The following is a 21,118-nucleotide window of genomic DNA, read 5'->3' on the forward strand; positions in this document are numbered from 1 at the left end:
TGCTTCAGCCCCTTGCTACCGCTGCACGAACAGCTTGTTCAAAGATTTCAGTAGCTTCCCGAAGCTGGGCTTCCGTTACGATTAATGGCGGCAGGAATCTCACTACGCTTCCATGTCTGCCTCCGACTTCCAGAATCAAACCTCTTTCGAAGCACTCCTGTTGTATCGCGCTGGCAAGCTCCGAATTGGCTGGGTAACTCCCATTTTGATTTTGCTCTTTTTCATGATCGACCATCTCAACGCCGACCATTAGGCCGCGACCCCTTACATCGCCAATCTGCGGTATATCCTTTTGCAAATCTTTGAGGATATCCTGTAACACTTCACCCATTTTTGCTGCATGCTCAATAAGGTTGGTCTGTTTCATGTACTTTAAACTTGCAGAGCCTGCTGCCATTGCCAATTGGTTCCCGCGGAATGTGCCGATATGTGCACCTGGATTCCAAACATCCAAATCTTTATGATAAATCACGACAGATAATGGCAGGCTGCCGCCTATTGCTTTCGATAGGACAAGAACATCCGGAATGATCCCGGCATGTTCAAAGGCGAACATTTTGCCTGTGCGGCCTATGCCTGATTGAACTTCGTCAATGATCAGCGGGATACCCTTCTCTTTTGTTATTCTTCTGATTTCCTTAAGCCAAGGGATCGGCGCAGGTATGGAGCCGCCCTCTCCTTGCACAGCCTCTAAAATCATTCCCGCAGGAGCCAATAATCCGGATTCGGGATCATTCAGCAGGTTCTCGATATATTGGCTGCTGATTTTATGACTATCCTCGCCGCCAATGCCAAAAGGACAGCGATATTGATAAGGATATGGCAGGAATTGTACATCTGGCATCAATCCTTGAACCTTTTCCTTCGGTTTTGTATTTCCGCTGATCGACATCGTTGCGTGCGTTGCCCCGTGATAAGCACCTTGGAATGATAAAATGCCGCTGTTGCCTGTAGCGGTTTTAACTAATTTAAGTGCAGCCTCTATGGCATCCCCGCCAGTAGGTCCGCAAAACTGGATTTTTGCATTTTTTCGGAATTCTTCAGGCAGCCATTCGAAAATTTCATCAATGAACTGCTCTTTTATCGGTGTAGTAAAGTCCAAAGTGTGCAAAGGACTTTTATTTTTAAGTACTTTTTCCATTTCTTCAAGGACAGCCGGGTGATTGTGTCCAAGCGCTAATGTTCCGGCTCCGGCAAGAAAATCTATATATGTTTTCCCATCCATGTCTGTAAGGTAAATACCTTCCGCTTTTTCAATGGCCATCGGTAATCTTCTAGGATATGAACGAGCGTTTGACTCCCTTGTATTTTGCTGTTCCAGCAATTGATCGTTTTTAGTAGGTGTGATAGTTGCCATAATGAGCCTCCTAGTATTTTAATTGATAATAATTATCATTTTCAATTACACAATCATCATTTTACTGACAATGATTATTATTCTCAATAAGCTAAATCTACCATTTTCCTTCTATAATATTCCAATAAAATTAAGAACAGGGGAATACTGGGACGATTTCTCCATGCGTTATTAAACATGAACAGGCTCTTAAGGTTTTATTAAGGTTGAGTTTATAAGCTGAACGCTGACAATCGTCATGTAAAAGGAGGAACGGCAATGAATGGTTTACAAGGAAGGCGGGAGCTCAAACATGCAATCACCAAAGCGGATTGCCATTTATTAAGGAATGTCTTGCCAAACTTCATGAAGCTTGATCCCCATGGACTCGATGGGAAGTATTTAATTCGAAGTGTCTATTTCGATAACTTCGACAATAAAATTCTCCGGCAAAAAACGGAAGGGTTTTATCATAGGGATAAGTTCAGGGCCAGGCTTTATGATCATAATACCGATTTCATCAATCTGGAAAAAAAGAGTAAACGGAATAACCTTACCTACAAACAGAAGTGCAGGCTTTCTGCCGCAGAATACGAACGGATCCGTTCAGGGGATATAGATTGGATGTCCAGCGATTCAAGAAGTATCCTCAAGGACTTATACGTACAAATGACCCTCTTCCAAATCAAGCCGACAACCGTCGTTGACTATGAAAGGGAGGTTTTCATTTATGAGTACGGAAATGTGAGGGTCACCTTTGACAGTCATATAACAACCAGTTATCGGGATACGGACTTCCTCAATCCCGAATTAATCATGGTCGATGCCATGGAACCGGATGTTGTCATCCTGGAAATAAAGTTTGACGAATTCCTTCCGGATGTCATCAAACAATTGTTATCCATCATCGATACTAGAAAAACAGCTTTTTCAAAATATCAACTAAGCCGAAGATACGGCTGATAGCAGCAGCAAAAACATACTATTTTGGAGGAATCGCATATGGATACGACGACAACGAGCACCACGTTTAATGATATTTTCAAATCAAGCTTTTTGGACAAGACCGAGAGCTTTTCAATCATCGACTCCCTGATTGGATTGCTGTTGGCATTTGCCATCGGATTGTTCATTTACGTCATATATAAGAAGACCTTTTCCGGTGTGATGTACTCACACAATTTCAATATTTCCCTCATCATCATGACAATGGCCACGGCTTTGATCATCATGGGAATATCAACAAATATCGTTATTTCCCTGGGCATGGTCGGTGCACTCTCCATCGTCCGGTTCAGAACGCCGATCAAAGATCCGATGGACTTGGTCTTCTTATTCTGGGCAGCGGCCTCCGGTATCTTATGCGGGGCAGGATTAATTCCGCTCGTTATCATCGGTGCCATTTTAATAGGCATCGTCATGCTCATATTTGCCAATCGGATCACGATCGAAAATCCTTTTTTATTAATTGTTAAATATTCAGATGCATCAATAGAAAAAAACTTGGAAGAAATGATATCCAGCAAGGTGAAAAAGCATTCGGTCAAATCGAAATCCGTCATGGCGGATAATAACCTCGAGGTGACATATGAGATCCGATTAAAAGATAATAACGCGGATTTCATCAATCAAGTTAAGGACATGAACAGCGTTCACTCTGCCATCATGTTGAGTTATGATGGCAACTTCACAGCTTAAAGGATATAAGGGATCGCAATCCCCCCATATTGGAAGACAGGAGGAAGGAGACAAGGCATGTTAAAATCAAGGTATGTTGCAGCGACCATTGGATTATTGATCATGATTTTCATAGCAGTGATGTTTTTCCTTCCCCATCTTCAAGTTGAAAAAGCCACTAAAGGGAATACGTATACAGAATCTGTTTTTGATCAAACCAAGGTGACGAAAGTTGATATCACACTAGCTGATGATGATTTGGATACCATCCTGGATAACCCCTCTGAAAAGGAAATCGTTAACGCCGATGTAACGATAGATGGGGAGACCGTGAAAAATGTAGGTTTTCGCACCAAAGGAAATCTCTCCTTGAATTCAGTTGTTCAAATGGGCGACTCCGAACGTTACAGCTGGAAGATTGACTTTGATTATTATCAGGACGATCAAGATTTACACGGGCTGAAAAAGTTGGCACTGAACAATAATTACAGTGATCCTACTTTTATGAGAGAATATCTTTCCTATGAATTAATGGAAAAGATGGGCATAGCGACACCAGGGCACTCCTATATGTACGTGACCATCAACGGAAAGGAATGGGGCCTTTACTTAGGTGTGGAAGCAATAGAGGAAACCTTCCTAAATACCAACTTCGCTGATGGTACAGGCGATCTCTATTATCCTGATGGTACTGGAAGCGATTTAAAATGGATCAGCGAAGACATCGCTGACTACACCGGATTGAATTTAAAAACAAACGATCATTCGGACCAAACCGCCATGATCAATATGCTCGATGCCATCAATCATGGAGGCAATCTGGAGGAAGTGCTGGATGTGGATGAAATGCTGCGCTACTTCGCAGCCAATACTGCCCTTGTCAACCTTGATCACTATCAAGGAGATAAAAAGCACAATTATTACCTATATGAAGAGAACGGAGTCTTTTCGATATTGCCGTGGGACTATAATATGTCATTTGGCGGTTATTCCGGTGGGGGCGGGAGACAGGCAGGCGACACCATTCAGGAAAAAAGAACGACTGCTAAGGACGATGATGCCGAGCAGGATGACATGAAGGCTCCCGAGGAAGCACCAAATATGAACGGTGGCGGGATGATGGATATGAGCGCCAATTTCATGAATGAAAGTAACATCAACTTCAGCATCACCGAGCCTGTTTCTGGCACGGCCCTTGAAGATCGCCCTTTATTGAAGGCACTGCTTTCTAACGACGAATACCGGGAAAAATATGATGATTATCTAGACGACATTGCCACAGACTTTTTCTCTGAAGAAAAAATGGCAACAATGACCTCTGAAATTACAACATTGATCACACCGTATGTAAAAAGAGATCCAACCAAGTTTTATACAATGAATGAGTTTATCGAAGCAACATCTGGTGAGGAAACCCTTGTCGACTTCAGCGTTCAACGTGCTGAATCGATCTTAGCGCAGCTTTCTGGAGACCTGGTTGTCGAAGCTGAGACAGAAAGCAGCATGGACGGCAGAGCCCCTAATATGGGTGCTGACGTATATGGTGGCCAGCAACCACCAAGCATGGATGGCATCGGAAATGTTTCTGCCATGCAGCCCCCTGACATCGATCGCGGCGGGAATGGCTCACCCCCTGATGGAACTTGGAAGATGGGCCAAAAGGAGCCAGGAATCAGCAGCTCCTCCAAAGATACGATCATTCTAACCCTCGTGCTCCTGATTTCATTAGTGGGTGCATTGGCTTTCGCCCACTTCTTTAAACGAAGAGGTAAAACGGGATGAGGGCCATCCACTCAAACAGGAACAAGGCATCCCATAAATTTTCGGGATGCCTTGTTCCTGTTTGAGAGAATAACTACAGCTAAAATTTCATAGCTTAGTAGATTGGAACGAGTTTTTATACGAATGGACGCCATCCTTTTCGCAAGTATTCCTCGACATTTAAAAATATTTTTAGCTGCCTCCTAATATAAATTACCCTTATTTGGTATAAAATAGTAAAATATAAAGACAAAACAACCTCCAGAGGATTATCTACTTGTTTACCGTTTAAATATAAAGGGTAAAGATTTCCATTATTAGTTTATCCGATCGTTCAGTATCAAGTTTGCCAAAACGCGTCGGTGTCAGGGGGGAAATGGATGAAAAGAAATCATACGATGATGCAATTTTTCGAGTGGCATCTTGAAGCAGATGGCACACATTGGGACAGATTGAAAAATGAGGCCTTAAAGTTGAAGGATACGGGGATTGACTGTGTTTGGCTTCCGCCCGTTACCAAAGGACAGTCCATTGGAGATAATGGCTATGGAATATATGACGGGTACGATTTAGGTGAGTTTGATCAAAAAGGCACGGTCCGTACCAAATATGGGACAAAAGAAGAATTGCATCAAGCCATAACCGCCTGCCATGACAACGGTCTTTGCGTATATATCGACTTAGTCATGAATCACAAAGCCGGAGCTGACGGAACCGAGAAATTCGAAGTCATCGAGGTCAATCCGGAAAATCGTATGGAAGATATATCGGAGCCCTTTGAAATTGAAGGCTGGACGACGTTCGATTTCCCAGGCCGTAATAATCAATACTCTGATTTCAAATGGAACCATACGCATTTCAACGGGACCGACTATGATGCTAAAAACGACAAAATGGGCGTATACCGGATCACAGGGGAAAACAAACACTGGAACCAGCACGTCATAGATGAATTCGGCAACTATGATTATTTAATGTTCGCGAACATCGATTACAGCCTGCCAGAAGTTCGCCAGGAAATGATTACTTGGGGAAAGTGGATGGTCGATACATTAAAGTGTGATGGCTTCCGCCTGGACGCCGTTAAACATATTGATTATGATTTCATTAATGAATTCCTACAGGAACTCATTCCTTATACGAAGGAACATTTCTTCATGGTCGGGGAGTTTTGGAAAGCCGATGTTAAAGCCTGCCAAAATTATTTGGAGCAAACCAATCATGACCTCAATTTGTTCGATGTTTCCCTGCATTATAAATTTCATGAAGCCTCGAACGCAGGAACAGACTTCGATCTCTCAACCATCTTTGATGATACACTCGTAAAAACCAACCCGGAACAGGCTGTCACTTTTGTCGACAACCATGACTCCCAGCCTCATGAATCACTGGAATCATGGGTAAAGGATTGGTTTAAGCCGTCAGCATATGCCCTGATCCTGCTTAGGCATTGCGGTTACCCCTGTGTCTTTTATGGAGACTATTACGGCATTGGCGGTCCTTCCCCGGTTCCAGGTAAAAAGGAAATATTGGATCGCCTTTTATATGCCAGGTATGAAAAAGCCTATGGGGAACAGAAGGACTATTTTGACGATCCAAACACGATAGGCTGGGTTCGCTTAGGGGTTGAAGAGCTGGAAGGCTCGGGGTGTGCAATCGTTGTTTGCAACGCAGACCACAACGGCGAAAAAAGAATGTTCGTGGGTGAACAGCGGGCAGGCGAAATCTGGACTGACTTGACCCATCACAGGGATGACCACATCACCATTGAGGAAGATGGCTACGCCACCTTTCCCGTGCATGGAAAAAGCGTATCCGTATGGGCCTTGAATGATACGCGGCTTGAAACCGAACAAAGCTGATTATCTTTAGCCAAGAACAGCATGCCGTTAACGGCATGCTGTTCTTGGTGTTGAAAAAATCGAAATTTTCCCACTGCTATGGTGTTCAACTACTGTTAGCCACACACCCATTCATGGTAAGATAAGGGAAAAAGGAGCTGGTGGACAAATGAAGAAGGATATCATAGATAGATTTACTTCCTATGTGAAAGTGGATACGCAATCCAATGAGGAAAGTTCCTCCTGCCCCTCTACACCTGGCCAATTGACATTGGCAAATGCATTGGTGAAGGAACTGCAATCGATAGGCATGGAAGAAGTGACCATCGACGCTAATGGCTATGTGATGGCGACGCTTCCAGCCAATACGGATAAAGATGTCCCGACGATCGGTTTTTTGGCCCATGTCGATACAGCAACCGATTTCACTGGCAAAAACGTGAAGCCTCAGCTCGTTGATAACTATGATGGCCGCGACCTTACTTTACACGAAGAATTGGATATCATCCTATCACCGAAGGAATTCCCTTCGCTTAAGAACTATGAAGGACATACATTGATCACAACGGATGGGACGACCTTGCTGGGTGCAGATAATAAAGCCGGCATCGCTGAAATCATGACTGCGATGGATCATTTGATACAGCATCCGGAAATCAAGCATGGAAAAATCCGTGTCGCCTTTACTCCAGATGAGGAAATCGGCAGAGGTCCGCATAAATTCGATGTGAATGCTTTCAATGCCCAATTTGCCTATACCGTTGACGGCGGACCCCTTGGCGAACTTGAATATGAAAGCTTCAATGCGGCATCGGCCAAAATCAAATTCAAAGGGACGAACATTCACCCTGGAACCGCGAAAGGGAAGATGGTCAACTCAGCTAAAATAGCCATGGAATTTCACAATTTGCTCCCATCGGCGGAAGCACCGGAACATACGGAAGGCTATGAAGGCTTTTACCATCTTCTCTCCTTCCAAGGCGATGTAGAAGAAACCAGGCTTGCCTACATCATCAGGGATTTCGATCGCCAAAAATTCAATGGTCGCAAGGAATATATGACGCACATCACCGAAAAACTAAAAGAAAAATATGGGCAAAAACGGATCGAGCTTGAATTAAAGGACCAATACTTCAATATGAAGGAAAAGATTGAGCCGGTAAAAGAAATCGTTGACATTGCCCATGAAGCCATGGAAAACCTCGGTATACAACCAAAAATCTCACCAATACGCGGCGGGACGGATGGGTCCCAATTATCGTATATGGGCCTTCCGACGCCCAATATCTTTACCGGCGGCGAAAACTTTCATGGCAAATATGAATTCATTTCCGTCGATAATATGATGCTGGCGACAAAGGTGATCGTTGAAATTGCCTCGCTCTTTGAAGCAAAAGCGAAGTAGCCTGATTAAAAAAAACCCCAGACCATGGCCGTCTGGGGTTTGGTTCATTATGCGCGTTTCCAGTGACGGTGCTTGGCGATGGCTTCAATAAAGGCAGTTCCGCTAGTCTCATCCGTGATGGCGACAACGCCTGCACTGGAATCAAAAGAGGCTATGCCTGCCTTCTTCAACATCTCGGCTCCTTCTTTTCCTGACCCGATTGCCTTGAAGTGATTGTAGGCTTCATTAACAAAGAAAATTGGATCCTTCGAAGCTTTTAGCGCATCCACACTTTCCTGACCTCCTGCTATATATATGGCATCGTATAATACCGAATCGGCGGTCAGGAAGGTTTGATCGACTTCAACTTGCTGCTCCGTTGAACTTGTAATCATTCCGCGATTCATACTGACGATTTCCGCCATTACTCCAGCCGCCTTGAACGATTCCAATACCTGATTAACCTCAGATCCGTTGAACCCGTCTGCAGCCAGGATTGCCACTTTCCTTGTCGCTGCCGTTTTCACCTTCATCTGCTCCTGGCTTAGAGCAGGAGATGTCAGCTCACCCCCGGCCTGACTTTTGTTGGTTGGCGGATTCGCTCCCACACCTCTGGCGATCGCTTCCGCCAGCTCAAAATCGACATGGCTGAACATCTCGACGATTTGCTGCTGAACGTCCTTGCTTTTCACTTTCCCCACCTCAAAGTGGAAAGCGGAAATAATATGCTGCTTCTCCACTTGCGTCATGCTATTCCAGAATAGTTTGGCTTGGCTGAAATGATCCTTGAAGCTTTCACTGCGCTGGCGCACCTTTCTGCCATCGACCTTCTCCTGGTAATGTGCATAGCCGCCTTCCGCTTCTGAAGCTGGTTCCGGTGAGTTACCTGCAAGGGAATTCTTATGATAGCTGACAGGGCCTGGATTGATTGTCATCCGATGCATCCCGTCGCGCTGATTATTATGAAAAGGACAAACCGGCCTGTTAATCGGAAGCTCATGGAAATTCGGTCCGCCCAACCGGGATAGCTGTGTATCGGTGTACGAGAATAAACGCCCTTGAAGCAGCGGATCATTGGAAAAATCGATGCCCGGTACAACATGTCCCGGATGGAAAGCAATCTGCTCCGTTTCCGCAAAAAAGTTATCAGGGTTTTGGTTCAATACCATTTTCCCGATTATTTTCACAGGCACCTGTTCTTCCGGCCATAGTTTAGTAGGATCGAGGATGTCAAAGTCGAAATCGAATTCGTCCTCCTCCTTGATCAATTGCACGCCGAATTCAAATTCAGGGTAATTGCCCGTATCGATCGCCTCCCACAAATCTTGGCGGTGGAAATCGGGATTCTTTCCGGCGATTTTCTGTGCCTCATCCCAGACGAGCGATTTAACGCCAAGGACAGGCTTCCAATGGAATTTAACGAAATGGGCCACGCCTTCTTCATTCACAAACCGGAATGTATGAACACCGAACCCCTCCATCATCCTAAAGCTTCTCGGGATTGCCCTGTCGGAGAGATGCCACATGATCATATGTGCCGATTCCTGATTATTGGCGACAAAATCCCAAAAAGTATCATGGGCAGAAGCGGCCTGTGGGATTTCGTTATGAGGCTCCGGCTTTACCGCATGAATCAAATCCGGAAATTTAATCGCATCCTGGATAAAAAATACCGGAATATTATTTCCAACCAAATCGTAGTTTCCTTCCTCGGTATAAAACTTGGTCGAGAAGCCCCTGACATCGCGAACCGAGTCTGCTGATCCACGCGAACCCGCTACAGTCGAGTACCGTACGAATACCGGAGTCTTGACCGAAGGATCTTGAAGAAACTTGGCCTTTGTAAATTCAGTCATCGGCTCATATACTTGAAAATATCCGTGTGCCCCCGATCCACGTGCGTGCACGATTCGCTCAGGAATTCGCTCATGGTCGAAATGAGTCATCTTTTCACGGAAATGAAAGTCTTCCATTAATGTCGGTCCGCGAGTGCCCGCTTTCAAGGAATGCTCGTCCTCCGAAATGCGCAATCCTTGATTCGTCGTCATCTTTTTACCCGTATCGTCCACTCGATATTGATCTAACTGCCGATTTTTACTTTGCTCATTGATTTTTCCGCTTTCGTTTTCACTTGCCATTGTTTCATTCCCCCTCCTAGTCAAAAAATTAAGGTTAATTCGTGTTGTATGTATTTTTATTATTGGAAATAATTGAGTTACCCTTCCTCATATACCACTCTAATTTGGGGAATAAACAGGATTCAAAAAATTAGGGTGAGGTCGGGTTAATGGGGCACAGGTCGAATTAATGCCTGATTTGAACGAAATGTCATCCGGTTTGGACGGCTCCTGCCTCACATTACGTTTCCAAATTTTGTTAATATATCATAAAAAAAGAAACGGGAAGGCCAATTTTTGGACTTTCCGCTTCTTTTATTCCATAGATTCAGTTTTTAAAGGCCTCTGAAACCTTCAAGAGCTTGCCTTTGACTTTTGTATTTTTCATCACCCTCAAGACGAGAGGGCCCTTTTCATTCAGGATTTCCACATAAGAAACATTATCTTGAATCGTGATAATCCCGATGTCCTCTGCATTCACTCCATCAATCTTGGCGATGGTGCCGACAAAATCAACTGCCCTGATTTTCTTCTTCTTCCCGCCATTGAAGTACAGCTTCATGATTTGTTTATTCAAACGTTCACTTTTATCTTTTTTAATCTTTGGACGGGCTTCAAGCTTCGCCTCGAAGTCCGTTCTTTTAGCTGCTACCTCTTCATTTGAAGGAGCAGCCAGCTTGGCGATTTCAAAACCGATATACGCTTGGATCTCAATCAGGAACTTGTCCTCGTACGGTGTGATGAACGTGATGGCTTTGCCTTTTTGACCGGCACGGCCCGTCCTTCCCGTCCGGTGTACATAGCTTTCCTTTTCCATTGGGAGGTCATAGTTGATGACATGGGTGATATTATCAATATCAATTCCGCGTGCAGCAACATCCGTCGCCACCAAATAGCGGAATTCGCCTCGCCTGAATTCATTCATCACGGCAAGACGATCCTCCTGAATCATGCCGCCATGTATCATATCGCAAGGATAATCAAGCTCCACCAGCTGTTCACACACTTGATCGACCCGATCCTTCGTCCGGCAAAAAATGATGCAGCTATCGGGATTTTCGGTCATCGTGATGTCCCTGAGCAGGGAGAATTTATCATCCTCATTCACTTCAATGAGGGCATGCTCGATATTGTCCGTCGTCAGTCCCTTCGCTTTGATTTCAATATCGAGGGGGTTTTTCAAATATTGCTGGCAAAGCTTCTTTATGCTCTCAGGCAGTGTAGCGGAAAACAGCATCGTCACCCGGTCTTCCGGGAGCTTCTTGATGATGGCCTCCACTTGTTCGATGAAGCCCATATTAAGCATTTCATCCGCTTCATCGATAACCAAATGGGTAAGTCGCTCCAAGGCAAATGTACCTTTCTCGATATGATCGAGAACACGGCCCGGCGTTCCCACGACCACATGGCTTTTTTGCTTCAACTCCGCCTTCTGCAAGGCAAACGGATGTTTACCGTAAACCGCAGTGGCCTTGATCCGTTTAAACCTGCCTATATTGGTGATATCCTCCTTTACCTGCACAGCAAGCTCACGTGTCGGCGTTAAGATGAGGGCCTGCGGCTTATTCTCCCCCCAATCGACCACCTCGCATATCGGAATCCCGAAGGAAGCGGTCTTGCCGCTCCCCGTTTGCGATTTCACGACAAGATCCTGTCCTTCCAGTGCGGCTGGAATCACCTCACGCTGCACTGCCGTTGGGCTTTGATATCCCAAGCTCTCCAATGCCCTTACGATTTCATCACTTAATGTATAATCAGAAAAACTCAATTCTTTCATATGAACAGCCTCATTTATGGTTTAGTATCTTGCTTTATTGTTTCAAGATCGTATATTCCTTATACAAAGTACTATTATACGCGATATGGAATGATAAACGGCTTAATAATCCATTTCCTTGGTCTTATTTCAAAATAATGATCCATTTCTCCGGACAATCTGGTATAACGGCTGTGATGATTCAAAATGGACCTGCCTCTTTTCGACATGCTAAAATATGTATGTTAAAAAGGTGTCGATCGAATAACTAAATTTCCAAAAGGAGAGCTGGTTTATGGTAATCGTGACGAATAGGATCAGAGTCAAAAAAGGGATGGGTGCAATTATGGCCCCAGGATTTACAGCACCAGGACCGCTTGATACGATGGAAGGTTTTGTGAAAGTGGAAGTTTTATTGACGCAGAATTTGACGGATTATGATGAACTGAGCGTCAATATGTACTGGGAGAACCTCGATAATTTCACTGCTTGGAGAAATAGTGATGCATTCAGAGCCGCACATAAACGGCCTGAGCCAAGTTCCGATTCAGCAAAAAAAGAATCGCCGATCCTCGGCAGCGAGCTTACTACATATGAAGTGGCCTCGGTCAAGGAAATCGCGAAATAAAACTATGGCAAAGAGGCCGCTCGTGAAGCAGCCTCTTTTTCTATTTCAAAAAAATTATTGCGCCTTCGCTTTCTTGATCTGCTTGCTTCGCAGCTGTCCGCAGGCTGCATCAATATCCGTTCCATGCTCCTGGCGGATTTTACAATTGACGCCACTCTTTTTCAACGTATCATAGAAAGCGAGAACGGACTCTTTTTCACTTCTTTGGTATTGACTATGCTCATCCACAGGATTATATGGAATCAGGTTGACATAGAGGCGATGCTTTTTATCCTCCAGAAGATCGGCAAGCTGTTCGGCTTCTTCCTTATGATCATTCACATCCTTCAAAAGGATGTATTCAATCGTAATTCTCCGATTCGTTTTTTCCAAATAATAATCAAGTGATTTCATCAATTTTTCAATTGGAATTGCCCGGTTGATTTTCATGATTCGTGTCCTAAGTTCGTTATTAGGTGCATGCAGGGAGATGGCCAGATTCACCTGTAATTGCATATCAGTGAATTCATAAATCTTATTGGCAAGGCCGCTCGTCGAAACGGTAATGCGCCTGCCGGCGATGGCGAGACCCTTATGATCCATGAGTACCCTTAAAAAGTCGTTCATGTTTTCGAAGTTATCAAACGGCTCTCCAATGCCCATCACCACTACATGGCTGACGAGATCCTTTTGCTCCAGTTGATCGAGATGCAGCTGGACGTTCATGATTTGCTCCACTATTTCCCCGCTGGATAGATCTCGGCTTTTCGCCAATAAACCACTGGCACAGAAACTGCAGCCGATATTGCAGCCAACCTGGGTGGTGACGCACACCGATATCCCATATTTATGCCGCATCATAACGGTTTCGATAAGGTTCCCATCCTGCAATTTAAACAGGAATTTGATTGTGCCGTCAGCTGACTCCTGCTTAACATGCTCATTCAAGGTCTGGATCGAAAAGTGCTCCTTCAGCAGTTGGATACATTCTTGATTAACATCCGTCATTTCAGAAAAGCTCGTAACACGAGTCCGGTATAGCCACTCCCAGACCTGCTGTGCCCTGAATTTCCTATGGCCATGTTCCAAAAGCCATGCTGTCAATTGTTCAAAGGTTAAACCATAGATCGAATTTTTCTTCATTTCTTACCCTCATTTCATTACATTAAAATATATTCGAACGACCCCTTTAGCCGTAAAAGCCATTCCTCGCCTCATTTATGATAGGGTTCATTTCTGTTTATCCTAAAGGCCCGATAGATCTGTTCCAATAATACCAATTTCATCAATTGATGCGGAAAGGTCATTTTAGAGAAGGAAAGTGCATAATCACTTCTTGCTATCACCTCGGTGCCTAGCCCTAGCGAACCGCCAATGACGAAGGCTATCTTGCTTTTCCCATAGGTGGCCAGCTGGTCGATATGAGTGGCCAGCTGCTCGGAGGTAAGCTGCTTCCCGCCGATCTCAAGCGTTATGACATAGGTGTCCTGGCTGATTTTAGCCAGGATACGTTCCCCTTCCCTTTGCTTTACGATCTCCATGTCCGCCGCACTCAGGTTCTCGGGTGCTTTTTCATCAGGAACTTCAACAAGTTCTATAGTAGCATAGGCGCTTAATCTTTTTGCATATTCAGCAATTCCTTGCTTTAAGTATTTTTCTTTTAGCTTGCCAACCGTCATGATCGTTATTTTCATAAATATCCTCTAACTTTCCTTATGTTTTAGTATCAGTTGTAGGATTTGCCTACCTATTATCATACCTTACAGATGCCTATAAGCAAAACAAGCAAATCATTCCCAATTGGCAGGGTGGTCCCTATCCAACCAGCAGCATCAAAAAAACCGCTGACCCTAAAAGCCGGCAGCGGCAACCCATGTTCAGCAAGAAGTCCTTCGGTCAACTTTTGCCTTCCCATTCAAGTGCTTTATGGAAGATACTTGCACCCAACCTTATCCCCAGCCTTCATGAAATCAAACCAGGGAAAATGTTAAGAACAGGTTACAAACATGTTATCCACAAAAGTTATCCACATATCCACATTTTCTATCCACATCTTGTATGGGAATATTAGTTCCCTACTAGATATATTGCCACGTTTCGACAATATTCACAGGTTGTTGATAACTGTTTTTCTTCCGGAACCTGGGTTAAAACCGGATAGGTTTCACACTCGTACACCACTTCATCCAACGCCATTTCCACGTGTTCCTGACAGCAATATAATTTCATTCCTCATTCCTCCCTTCCTATTCCTATTTCCAACAATGATTATCCACAAGGTGCGCAGCATCTGTAAATTCGACATATATCCACAGGTAATCGTATCAAAAAATAAAAAAAGCGCAAGAGAATATAAAGGACAGGAAGCAAAGCTGCCCCCTGTCCCCTTTCGTTTTATATTTCGCTGTTTGAAAGTGTGACTTCAGTCGATTCTTTCTTTCCATCACGGTAATATATGATTTTAACCTTATCGCCGATTTTCTTATCATTATAGAGGTATTTTCTTAGTTCCACGACATCATGGATTTCTTGATTGTCCATTCCAACGATGACGTCGAATTCCTTCAATCCTGCTTTAGATGCCGGAGAATTGCTTTGAACGCCGGTTATGGCAACACCTGCCGTCACTTTCTTCGGCAGTTTCAAAGTATTCTGCTGATGGTATTGTGAAATTTCTTCTACCGATGCCAAATTCACACCCAGGAATGCACGTTTCACTTCACCAAATTCCTCTATGTCATTAATGATCGGAATGACCGAATCGATCGGAATCGAAAGTCCGATTCCTTCCACTGCATTTTCGGCTATCTTCATCGAATTGATCCCGATGACCTGCCCTGACATATTTACGAGGGCCCCCCCGCTGTTGCCTGGGTTGATGGCTGCATCGGTCTGGATGACCTCCGCATTCCAATCCACTTGTCCGTCCTCATTGATGTCAACCTCTATCGTACGCTCCAAGCCGGATATGATTCCTTGCGTGATCGAACCGGAGAATTGGAGGCCAAGAGGATTACCAATGGCAATCACCGGCTCACCCGGCTTCAATTTTCCTGATTTCCCGAACTCTGCAATCGTTTTGATTTTGTCGCCATTCACGACGATGACCGCTAAATCCGTCCACGGGTCGCTTCCTTGCAGCTTCGCAGGCAATTTGGTACCATCACTTAATGTCACTTCCAGCTCATTGGCCCCTTCAATAACATGATTGTTCGTAACGATATAGGCCTTGCCGTCATCCTTTTTATAGACGACGCCCGAGCCCGTGCCGGCTTCGGCCGAACTGTCCTCAGCATTGCTTCCTTGGCCCCAGAAGTTCGTTTCCTGGATGTTGGTGATCCCGACCACTGCGTCACTTGCCTTATCGACGGCATCGGTGACAGCGCTGGTTACATCGACAGCAAGATTTTGCTGCGCTTGCTTCACAGGTCGGTCAGTTGTTGAGTTCTGCGTTGAGGTTTCACTATTCCTGTCATTAAGCAATCCGCTACCGGGAAATACCAATAATATAAGTAAAGCACCAATGATTGCGCCTCCCAAGCCCGTTAGAAAATAGCTTGCATGGCCTTTTTTCCGTTTATTTCGGTTCTCATCATGATCATCATAATATCCCAATACCGCTTCACCCTCTCATTTTAGGAAATGAATAATAGCCATTCTATTGTTTGGTATCCTCCCTCAATTATACTCAATTACCGAATTTTTTCTAAAAAAATGTACCTATAATTCAAGATGAAGGTAATTACTGAGGGCAGCCGTTTTTCCTGCACTTATACAGTTCTAACCAAACGTTACCCCAATTAAACCAGCTTATAACTTTATGAATGGAATTTTCGGCATGAAAAAAAGGAATGAACGAGGCTTTCCCCATCCATCCCTTTCCTTTATAACGTAACGAGTTCGGTTGGCCTTTTCGGGTCAGTATCGTATAAGGAAAATTGCTCCCCGACGATTATGCCCTTTGTCTTCAAGGTCTGCTCCACCGACATCCTTGCTAAATCCTTCATATTGTTATCAAGGCTTAAGTGGGCCAGGTAAATGCGTTTCGTCTTATCACCGGCAACCTCACCCATCGCAAGAGCTGCATCTTCATTGCAAACATGTCCAACATCACTTAAAATCCGGCGCTTGATGCTCCATGGATATTTCCCCATCCTTAGCATCGAAACATCGTGATTGCTTTCAAATACATAAGCATCGGCATTCGAGATGATCCCTTTCATCCGATCGCTTACATAACCTGTATCCGTAATGACCGCCAGCTTTTTACCTTCATGATGGAAGACATAAAACATTGGCTCTGCAGCATCGTGCGAGACACCAAATGACTCTATATCAAGACTGCCGAACGTTTTGACTTGCTCCATCTCAAAAGTGAACTTTTGCTCGGTGGCAATCTCGCCGATCGAGCGTTCCATGGCATTCCAAGTCTTGGCGTTCGCATATATCGGAAGCTTATGTTTCCTGGCGACAACGCCCAGCCCCTTAATATGGTCGCTATGTTCATGGGTAACCAGGATTCCGGATAGTTTCGACATATCACGCCCTATATCCTGGAACAATGCTTCCATCGCCTTGCCGCTTAATCCGGCATCGACAAGAAAGGATTGATCCTCCGTTTCCACGAAAAAGGCATTTCCCGTACTCCCGCTGGCGAGAACACTAAAATGCATCGTCATCTATACTCACTCCAGTATTTTTTCTTCAGTATTTAATTCAATGACCTCTCCGTCAAAAGCGTTCACGAAGAGATCCGTTTCATCATCAAGGACCACCCACCAAGTCGGCACCAGTAAATGGGACATGGATGTCGTCTGCAGCGAATTATAAAACCCCAGTTTAACATTCGTGACTTTGCTTTTCGGAACAATATCACGATTATCATACAAAGCCTCAATGGCTTTCAAAGGAGTCACCAATTCTTTAGGTTTATTGAATTTTTCAATTCCCTCTAAATACATCTGTTCATAGGAGACGACTTCACCCTTTTTATTCAAATATAAGGTGACCTTCCCCTTACTGTTATTATAGAACATCTTTTTATCTGCCACTTGATAGCAGATGATGGTCTGGGTGATCTTGTCATAACTCCAAAAGCGATACTCATTGCCATTCAATATATATTCTTTCAGGAATATATCCAGGTCTGCCTCATGGATATCCGCCTTCATGCCCACCGGTGTTTTAAAGGTGCCCACCAGTTTCTTACCATCTATGATCTTCGCTTTTTGATTTTTCAAGTACTGTATATCCTTCTTCTCGAACGTCTTGCTTTTCGCAATCAGGAATTGGTCCTTCAGCTTTTGCTTCGGAAGCTGGACCTCGATTGAAATATCATCTTCCTTCAAAAGCTCTTCGGTTGACGATTCCGCGAAATTCTCATATTGGTAGTCATTGATTTTTTCAAGGAATTGATAAAGAAGAAAGATATTCAAAACGAAGAACACCATGATGAATATTGACTTTGTATTATTCCAATCCACTTTGATCGCCTCCCGTATCTCCTTCAAAAGGCACGATGAACCATTTATTGCCGATACGATAATACCAAGTCGGTTCAAGGGTGACTAAGGTGACCAGCTTGGAATCAAGGGATTTATCCAGTTTATACCCGATCGAGATGTCCTCCACATTCTTGAAATCGATATTATCCTTCGATTTCAACTGATCCAATACCTCCCTGCCGCTCGCTAATGTCTTCAGTGCTCCTTCTGACGGGAGAACCGAGGCAAGCGAAAAGTATGGACGTTCATAGCTATAAATCTCTTCCTTGCCCCAGATTTGTTCGATTTCAGTCATCCCGTATTCATTGAAGGCAGGATAACCGTTAACGAATAAACGGAATACCACCCGCTGCTCACTCTCCGACATATAGGCATATCGGTAATTGTTATCTTCCCAGCCAGCATGATCATTGATGAAATCTATGCTGTTTTGCAGAAGATCACTCGAACTGCCGAAAAACTTGTTTTTTTGTCCCGGGTTGATATAGGAAATCAGGTAATTTTCTTTATTGATCGTCATCAGCCTTGTGCCGTCCGTGTATTCATCGCCGACCGAAACCGATTCCTGGCGCACATACTTAGGAAAATTAAATAATGCATTCTTCAGATTTGCTATATCCAAATTATCGATATAATACTGAAAGCTTTTAATCTCCACGGGGTTTTCCGGTACAAACAGCGTCCGTTTGCTGTTTATCACCTCTGCCGCATATTCAGGATGCTCGTTGTAAGAACCCGTATAAAATTTATTCATGAAACCTTGTATTTTTTTAGAATCGACAATGCCCTGATAGATTTTCTCCTGGCCATATGAAACAAAATAAACGGCCGAATCATTTTCACCGATATCCCTTTGCTTTATGATGATCCGGTCAAAGGAAAAGGGAGGGACTTCCTTATCGGTAATGTTCAATAACGTTTTAAAGATGGAAATCGGCACATCATCGGAAAATTGAATTTCGATCGATCCGTCTTCATGGACAAAATCATCGAATTTCCTCTGCAGCCTTTTGACAGATATCTCTTTGACATCGCTAAAGATCCATTGGGTATATTCCTTCTCCATCCTGCCTATTTCATTTGGGTCGGAGGTCTGAAAATGCCGTCCATTACCGTGAAATAGGACACTGACCGGTTTAATGACATCACTGACGATCTCCACATCGCTTTTTATCTTTATATAATCCGACGATTGACTCAATTGATCGTATTCAGGCTCATACGTCCAAATGCTCCAGGTCAAGAAAATGCTCGTCCCCACCAAAATAATCAGTATAATGCTTTTTGCCCGTTCAAAATTCATGACCAATCATCCTCTTCTTCCTGTTCGTAAGGAAGTGTAAAGAATACCGTAGTTCCTTTTCCATCCACACTTTCCGCCCAAATCTTCCCGCCATGCGCAACGACCATTTCTTTTGCGATCGCCAAGCCAAGACCGGTTCCGCCTAAGTTCCGTGCCCTTGCTTTGTCGACACGGTAGAATCTGTCGAAAATTTTATCAATGACATTTTTCGGGATTCCCACTCCTTGATCTGTAATGCTTACGACTATAAATCCATCGGATGCTCTGGCACGGAAGGTCACTTGACCGCCTTCTGGCGAGTACTTTAATGAGTTCGAGATGACATTATAAAGAACCTGGGTAATCTTATCTTCATCGATGTCGACGAAATAAGCTTCTTTAGGCAAATCACGCTTGAACGTGATATCATCATTTTTCGTCATTTCGAATCGATCGATGATATGATCATAGAATTTGTTGAAATTCACCCAGCCCGTTTTAAGCCGGTAATCCTTACTGTCCATTTTCGAAAGCTGCAGCAAATCATTGACAAGCCTGATCATTCGCTCCGTTTCATTTTGGGTGACACTAAGGAAGGATGGAGCGATTTCCTCGTCCTTCCATGCCCCTTCAGCCAATGCCTCCAGGTAGCTCCTCATGGTCGTAAGCGGGGTCCGCAGCTCATGTGATACGTTAGCAACGAATTCCCTGCGTTCACTCTCGATTTTTTCCTGCTCGGTTATGTCATGCAAAACAGTAATCAAACCATTTACGAAGCCGGTTTCCTTTTGAATCACCGAAAAGTTCGCCCGCAAAATGAATGGGCGATTCTTTTTGCTGTAATCAAGGATGACGGATTCCCGTTCTTCCAGTAAATCATCGAATTTATATTCTTCTTCAAGACCCAATACCTCAATGATAGGCTGGTTCATGACGGCGTCACGCGAAATATTCAATAGCTGTGCCGCCGGTTCGTTGATCAAGTTCACCCGACCGCGCCTGTCCGTCGAAATCACGCCGTCCGTCATATTGGTCAGGACGGATGATAGCTTGCGCCGCTCCCCTTCCGTACTTGATTGCGACTCTTGAAGTTTTTTGGTCAAATTATTGAAGGTGACAGCAAGCTGACCAATTTCGTCATCACCATATACCCTGACTTTTCGCGAGAAATTCCCTTTCGACATCACCAGGGCCTGTTTTCTCATATCCGACATTGGACGGGTGATCGTTCGTGCAAGCAGGATGCCCAAGATGGCGGTTATGACCAAGGCAATGGCCGTTCCCGTCATGAAGATGCTATTGATCTCATCCATCTGCTCAAACACATTCTCCATCTCGGCTATGACATACACGGCCCCGATGACCTCGCCATTTGCTTCAATTGGTGTCGAAAGCACCCAGAGCCTTCTGCCCGTCTTAAGATCGCGGAAAACGTCACTATCTTCTTTCCCATAAATGAGCGTATTCTTGATGAGGACCTCTGTTGTCTTTTTCCCGACAATATCCTGTTTACTTCGATCAGATGTTCCGATCACCCTTCTGCTGCGGGTGTCGATGACACGGACCTCGGAAATATCATTGGATGAATTATCCCGGTCCTTCAGGATCGTTTCAATGGCTTCTTCGAGAGTTGGGTCTTCCTCCCCCCTCTCCTGTTCCATTTCTTCACCTATGCTATAGGTCAGGAGGTTAACATGGCCCTTTATCGATTTCGTAAAATTCCCGACAAGATTTTCTTCCAATTCGCCAACAAAATATACCCCGATTATTTGCATTGCCACGAAGATGAGCAACACATAAATCAGAACAAATTTAAAATGGATGGAGCGAAAAAAACCAACCTTTTTCATAAG

At 44.3% G+C, this 21,118-nt stretch carries 18 protein-coding genes; 6 read left to right on the forward strand and 12 right to left on the reverse strand.

Annotated elements, in window-relative coordinates:
- Positions 1 to 4: 4 nt before the first annotated feature.
- On the reverse strand, positions 5 to 1,357 hold the full coding sequence (locus tag QNI08_RS14185) for an aspartate aminotransferase family protein (protein ID WP_285768062.1): 1,353 nt from the start codon (positions 1,355 to 1,357) through the stop codon (positions 5 to 7).
- 258 nt (positions 1,358 to 1,615) lie between these two features.
- Between QNI08_RS14185 and QNI08_RS14190 the strand changes: the two genes are divergently transcribed.
- From QNI08_RS14190 to pepT, 5 genes are all read left to right on the forward strand, one after another.
- Positions 1,616 to 2,299 (forward strand): polyphosphate polymerase domain-containing protein, encoded by a 684-nt coding sequence (locus QNI08_RS14190; protein ID WP_285768063.1) that lies wholly within the window; start codon positions 1,616 to 1,618, stop codon positions 2,297 to 2,299.
- A 39-nt stretch (positions 2,300 to 2,338) separates the two neighbouring features.
- Positions 2,339 to 3,034: a DUF4956 domain-containing protein gene (locus QNI08_RS14195; protein WP_064466983.1), complete on the forward strand. Its 696-nt coding sequence runs from the start codon at positions 2,339 to 2,341 to the stop codon at positions 3,032 to 3,034.
- Positions 3,035 to 3,091: 57 nt separating this feature from the next.
- Positions 3,092 to 4,795, forward strand: a complete 1,704-nt coding sequence (locus QNI08_RS14200; protein WP_285768064.1) for a CotH kinase family protein — start codon at positions 3,092 to 3,094, stop codon at positions 4,793 to 4,795.
- 359 nt (positions 4,796 to 5,154) lie between these two features.
- Entirely contained in the window at positions 5,155 to 6,636 is a 1,482-nt protein-coding gene (locus QNI08_RS14205) for an alpha-amylase (RefSeq protein ID WP_285768065.1), read from the forward strand.
- 148 nt (positions 6,637 to 6,784) lie between these two features.
- Complete coding sequence (pepT, locus tag QNI08_RS14210) at positions 6,785 to 8,020, forward strand: peptidase T (protein ID WP_285768066.1); 1,236 nt, start codon at positions 6,785 to 6,787, stop codon at positions 8,018 to 8,020.
- 47 nt (positions 8,021 to 8,067) lie between these two features.
- Here pepT and QNI08_RS14215 read toward each other — a convergent pair whose 3' ends face one another.
- Complete coding sequence (locus QNI08_RS14215) at positions 8,068 to 10,137, reverse strand: catalase (protein ID WP_285768067.1); 2,070 nt, start codon at positions 10,135 to 10,137, stop codon at positions 8,068 to 8,070.
- A gap of 307 nt (positions 10,138 to 10,444) precedes the next feature.
- Entirely contained in the window at positions 10,445 to 11,893 is a 1,449-nt protein-coding gene (locus QNI08_RS14220) for a DEAD/DEAH box helicase (protein ID WP_285768068.1), read from the reverse strand.
- Between the two features lie 274 nt (positions 11,894 to 12,167).
- On the opposite strand from QNI08_RS14220, the gene QNI08_RS14225 reads away from it, so the two are divergent.
- On the forward strand, positions 12,168 to 12,500 hold the full coding sequence (locus QNI08_RS14225) for a heme oxygenase (protein WP_285768069.1): 333 nt from the start codon (positions 12,168 to 12,170) through the stop codon (positions 12,498 to 12,500).
- A 54-nt stretch (positions 12,501 to 12,554) separates the two neighbouring features.
- Here the strand turns inward: QNI08_RS14225 and rlmN are convergent, their stop codons facing one another.
- The 9 genes from rlmN to walK form a co-directional block, all read right to left on the reverse strand.
- On the reverse strand, positions 12,555 to 13,622 hold the full coding sequence (gene rlmN, locus QNI08_RS14230; protein WP_285768070.1) for a dual-specificity RNA methyltransferase RlmN: 1,068 nt from the start codon (positions 13,620 to 13,622) through the stop codon (positions 12,555 to 12,557).
- Between the two features lie 71 nt (positions 13,623 to 13,693).
- Complete coding sequence (gene rlmH / locus QNI08_RS14235; protein ID WP_285768071.1) at positions 13,694 to 14,173, reverse strand: 23S rRNA (pseudouridine(1915)-N(3))-methyltransferase RlmH; 480 nt, start codon at positions 14,171 to 14,173, stop codon at positions 13,694 to 13,696.
- A 59-nt stretch (positions 14,174 to 14,232) separates the two neighbouring features.
- Positions 14,233 to 14,379 (reverse strand): hypothetical protein, encoded by a 147-nt coding sequence (locus QNI08_RS14240; RefSeq protein WP_285768072.1) that lies wholly within the window; start codon positions 14,377 to 14,379, stop codon positions 14,233 to 14,235.
- 167 nt (positions 14,380 to 14,546) lie between these two features.
- Positions 14,547 to 14,708 (reverse strand): CxxH/CxxC protein, encoded by a 162-nt coding sequence (locus tag QNI08_RS14245; RefSeq protein ID WP_285768073.1) that lies wholly within the window; start codon positions 14,706 to 14,708, stop codon positions 14,547 to 14,549.
- 165 nt (positions 14,709 to 14,873) lie between these two features.
- Complete coding sequence (locus tag QNI08_RS14250; protein WP_285768074.1) at positions 14,874 to 16,094, reverse strand: S1C family serine protease; 1,221 nt, start codon at positions 16,092 to 16,094, stop codon at positions 14,874 to 14,876.
- 269 nt (positions 16,095 to 16,363) lie between these two features.
- Positions 16,364 to 17,158 (reverse strand): MBL fold metallo-hydrolase, encoded by a 795-nt coding sequence (locus tag QNI08_RS14255; protein WP_285768075.1) that lies wholly within the window; start codon positions 17,156 to 17,158, stop codon positions 16,364 to 16,366.
- Between the two features lie 6 nt (positions 17,159 to 17,164).
- Positions 17,165 to 17,962: a two-component system regulatory protein YycI gene (locus tag QNI08_RS14260; RefSeq protein WP_285768076.1), complete on the reverse strand. Its 798-nt coding sequence runs from the start codon at positions 17,960 to 17,962 to the stop codon at positions 17,165 to 17,167.
- On the reverse strand, positions 17,949 to 19,286 hold the full coding sequence (locus QNI08_RS14265) for a YycH family regulatory protein (RefSeq protein ID WP_285768077.1): 1,338 nt from the start codon (positions 19,284 to 19,286) through the stop codon (positions 17,949 to 17,951). The genes QNI08_RS14260 and QNI08_RS14265 overlap by 14 nt, the downstream gene beginning before the upstream one ends.
- Positions 19,283 to 21,115 carry a cell wall metabolism sensor histidine kinase WalK gene (gene walK, locus QNI08_RS14270; RefSeq protein WP_285768078.1) on the reverse strand — a complete coding sequence of 611 codons (1,833 nt, stop codon included), beginning with the start codon at positions 21,113 to 21,115 and terminating at the stop codon, positions 19,283 to 19,285. The genes QNI08_RS14265 and walK overlap by 4 nt, the downstream gene beginning before the upstream one ends.
- Positions 21,116 to 21,118 lie beyond the last annotated feature (3 nt).

The organism is Peribacillus folii (assembly GCF_030271255.1).
In the GTDB taxonomy this organism is placed as follows: Bacteria; Bacillota; Bacilli; order Bacillales; family DSM-1321; genus Peribacillus.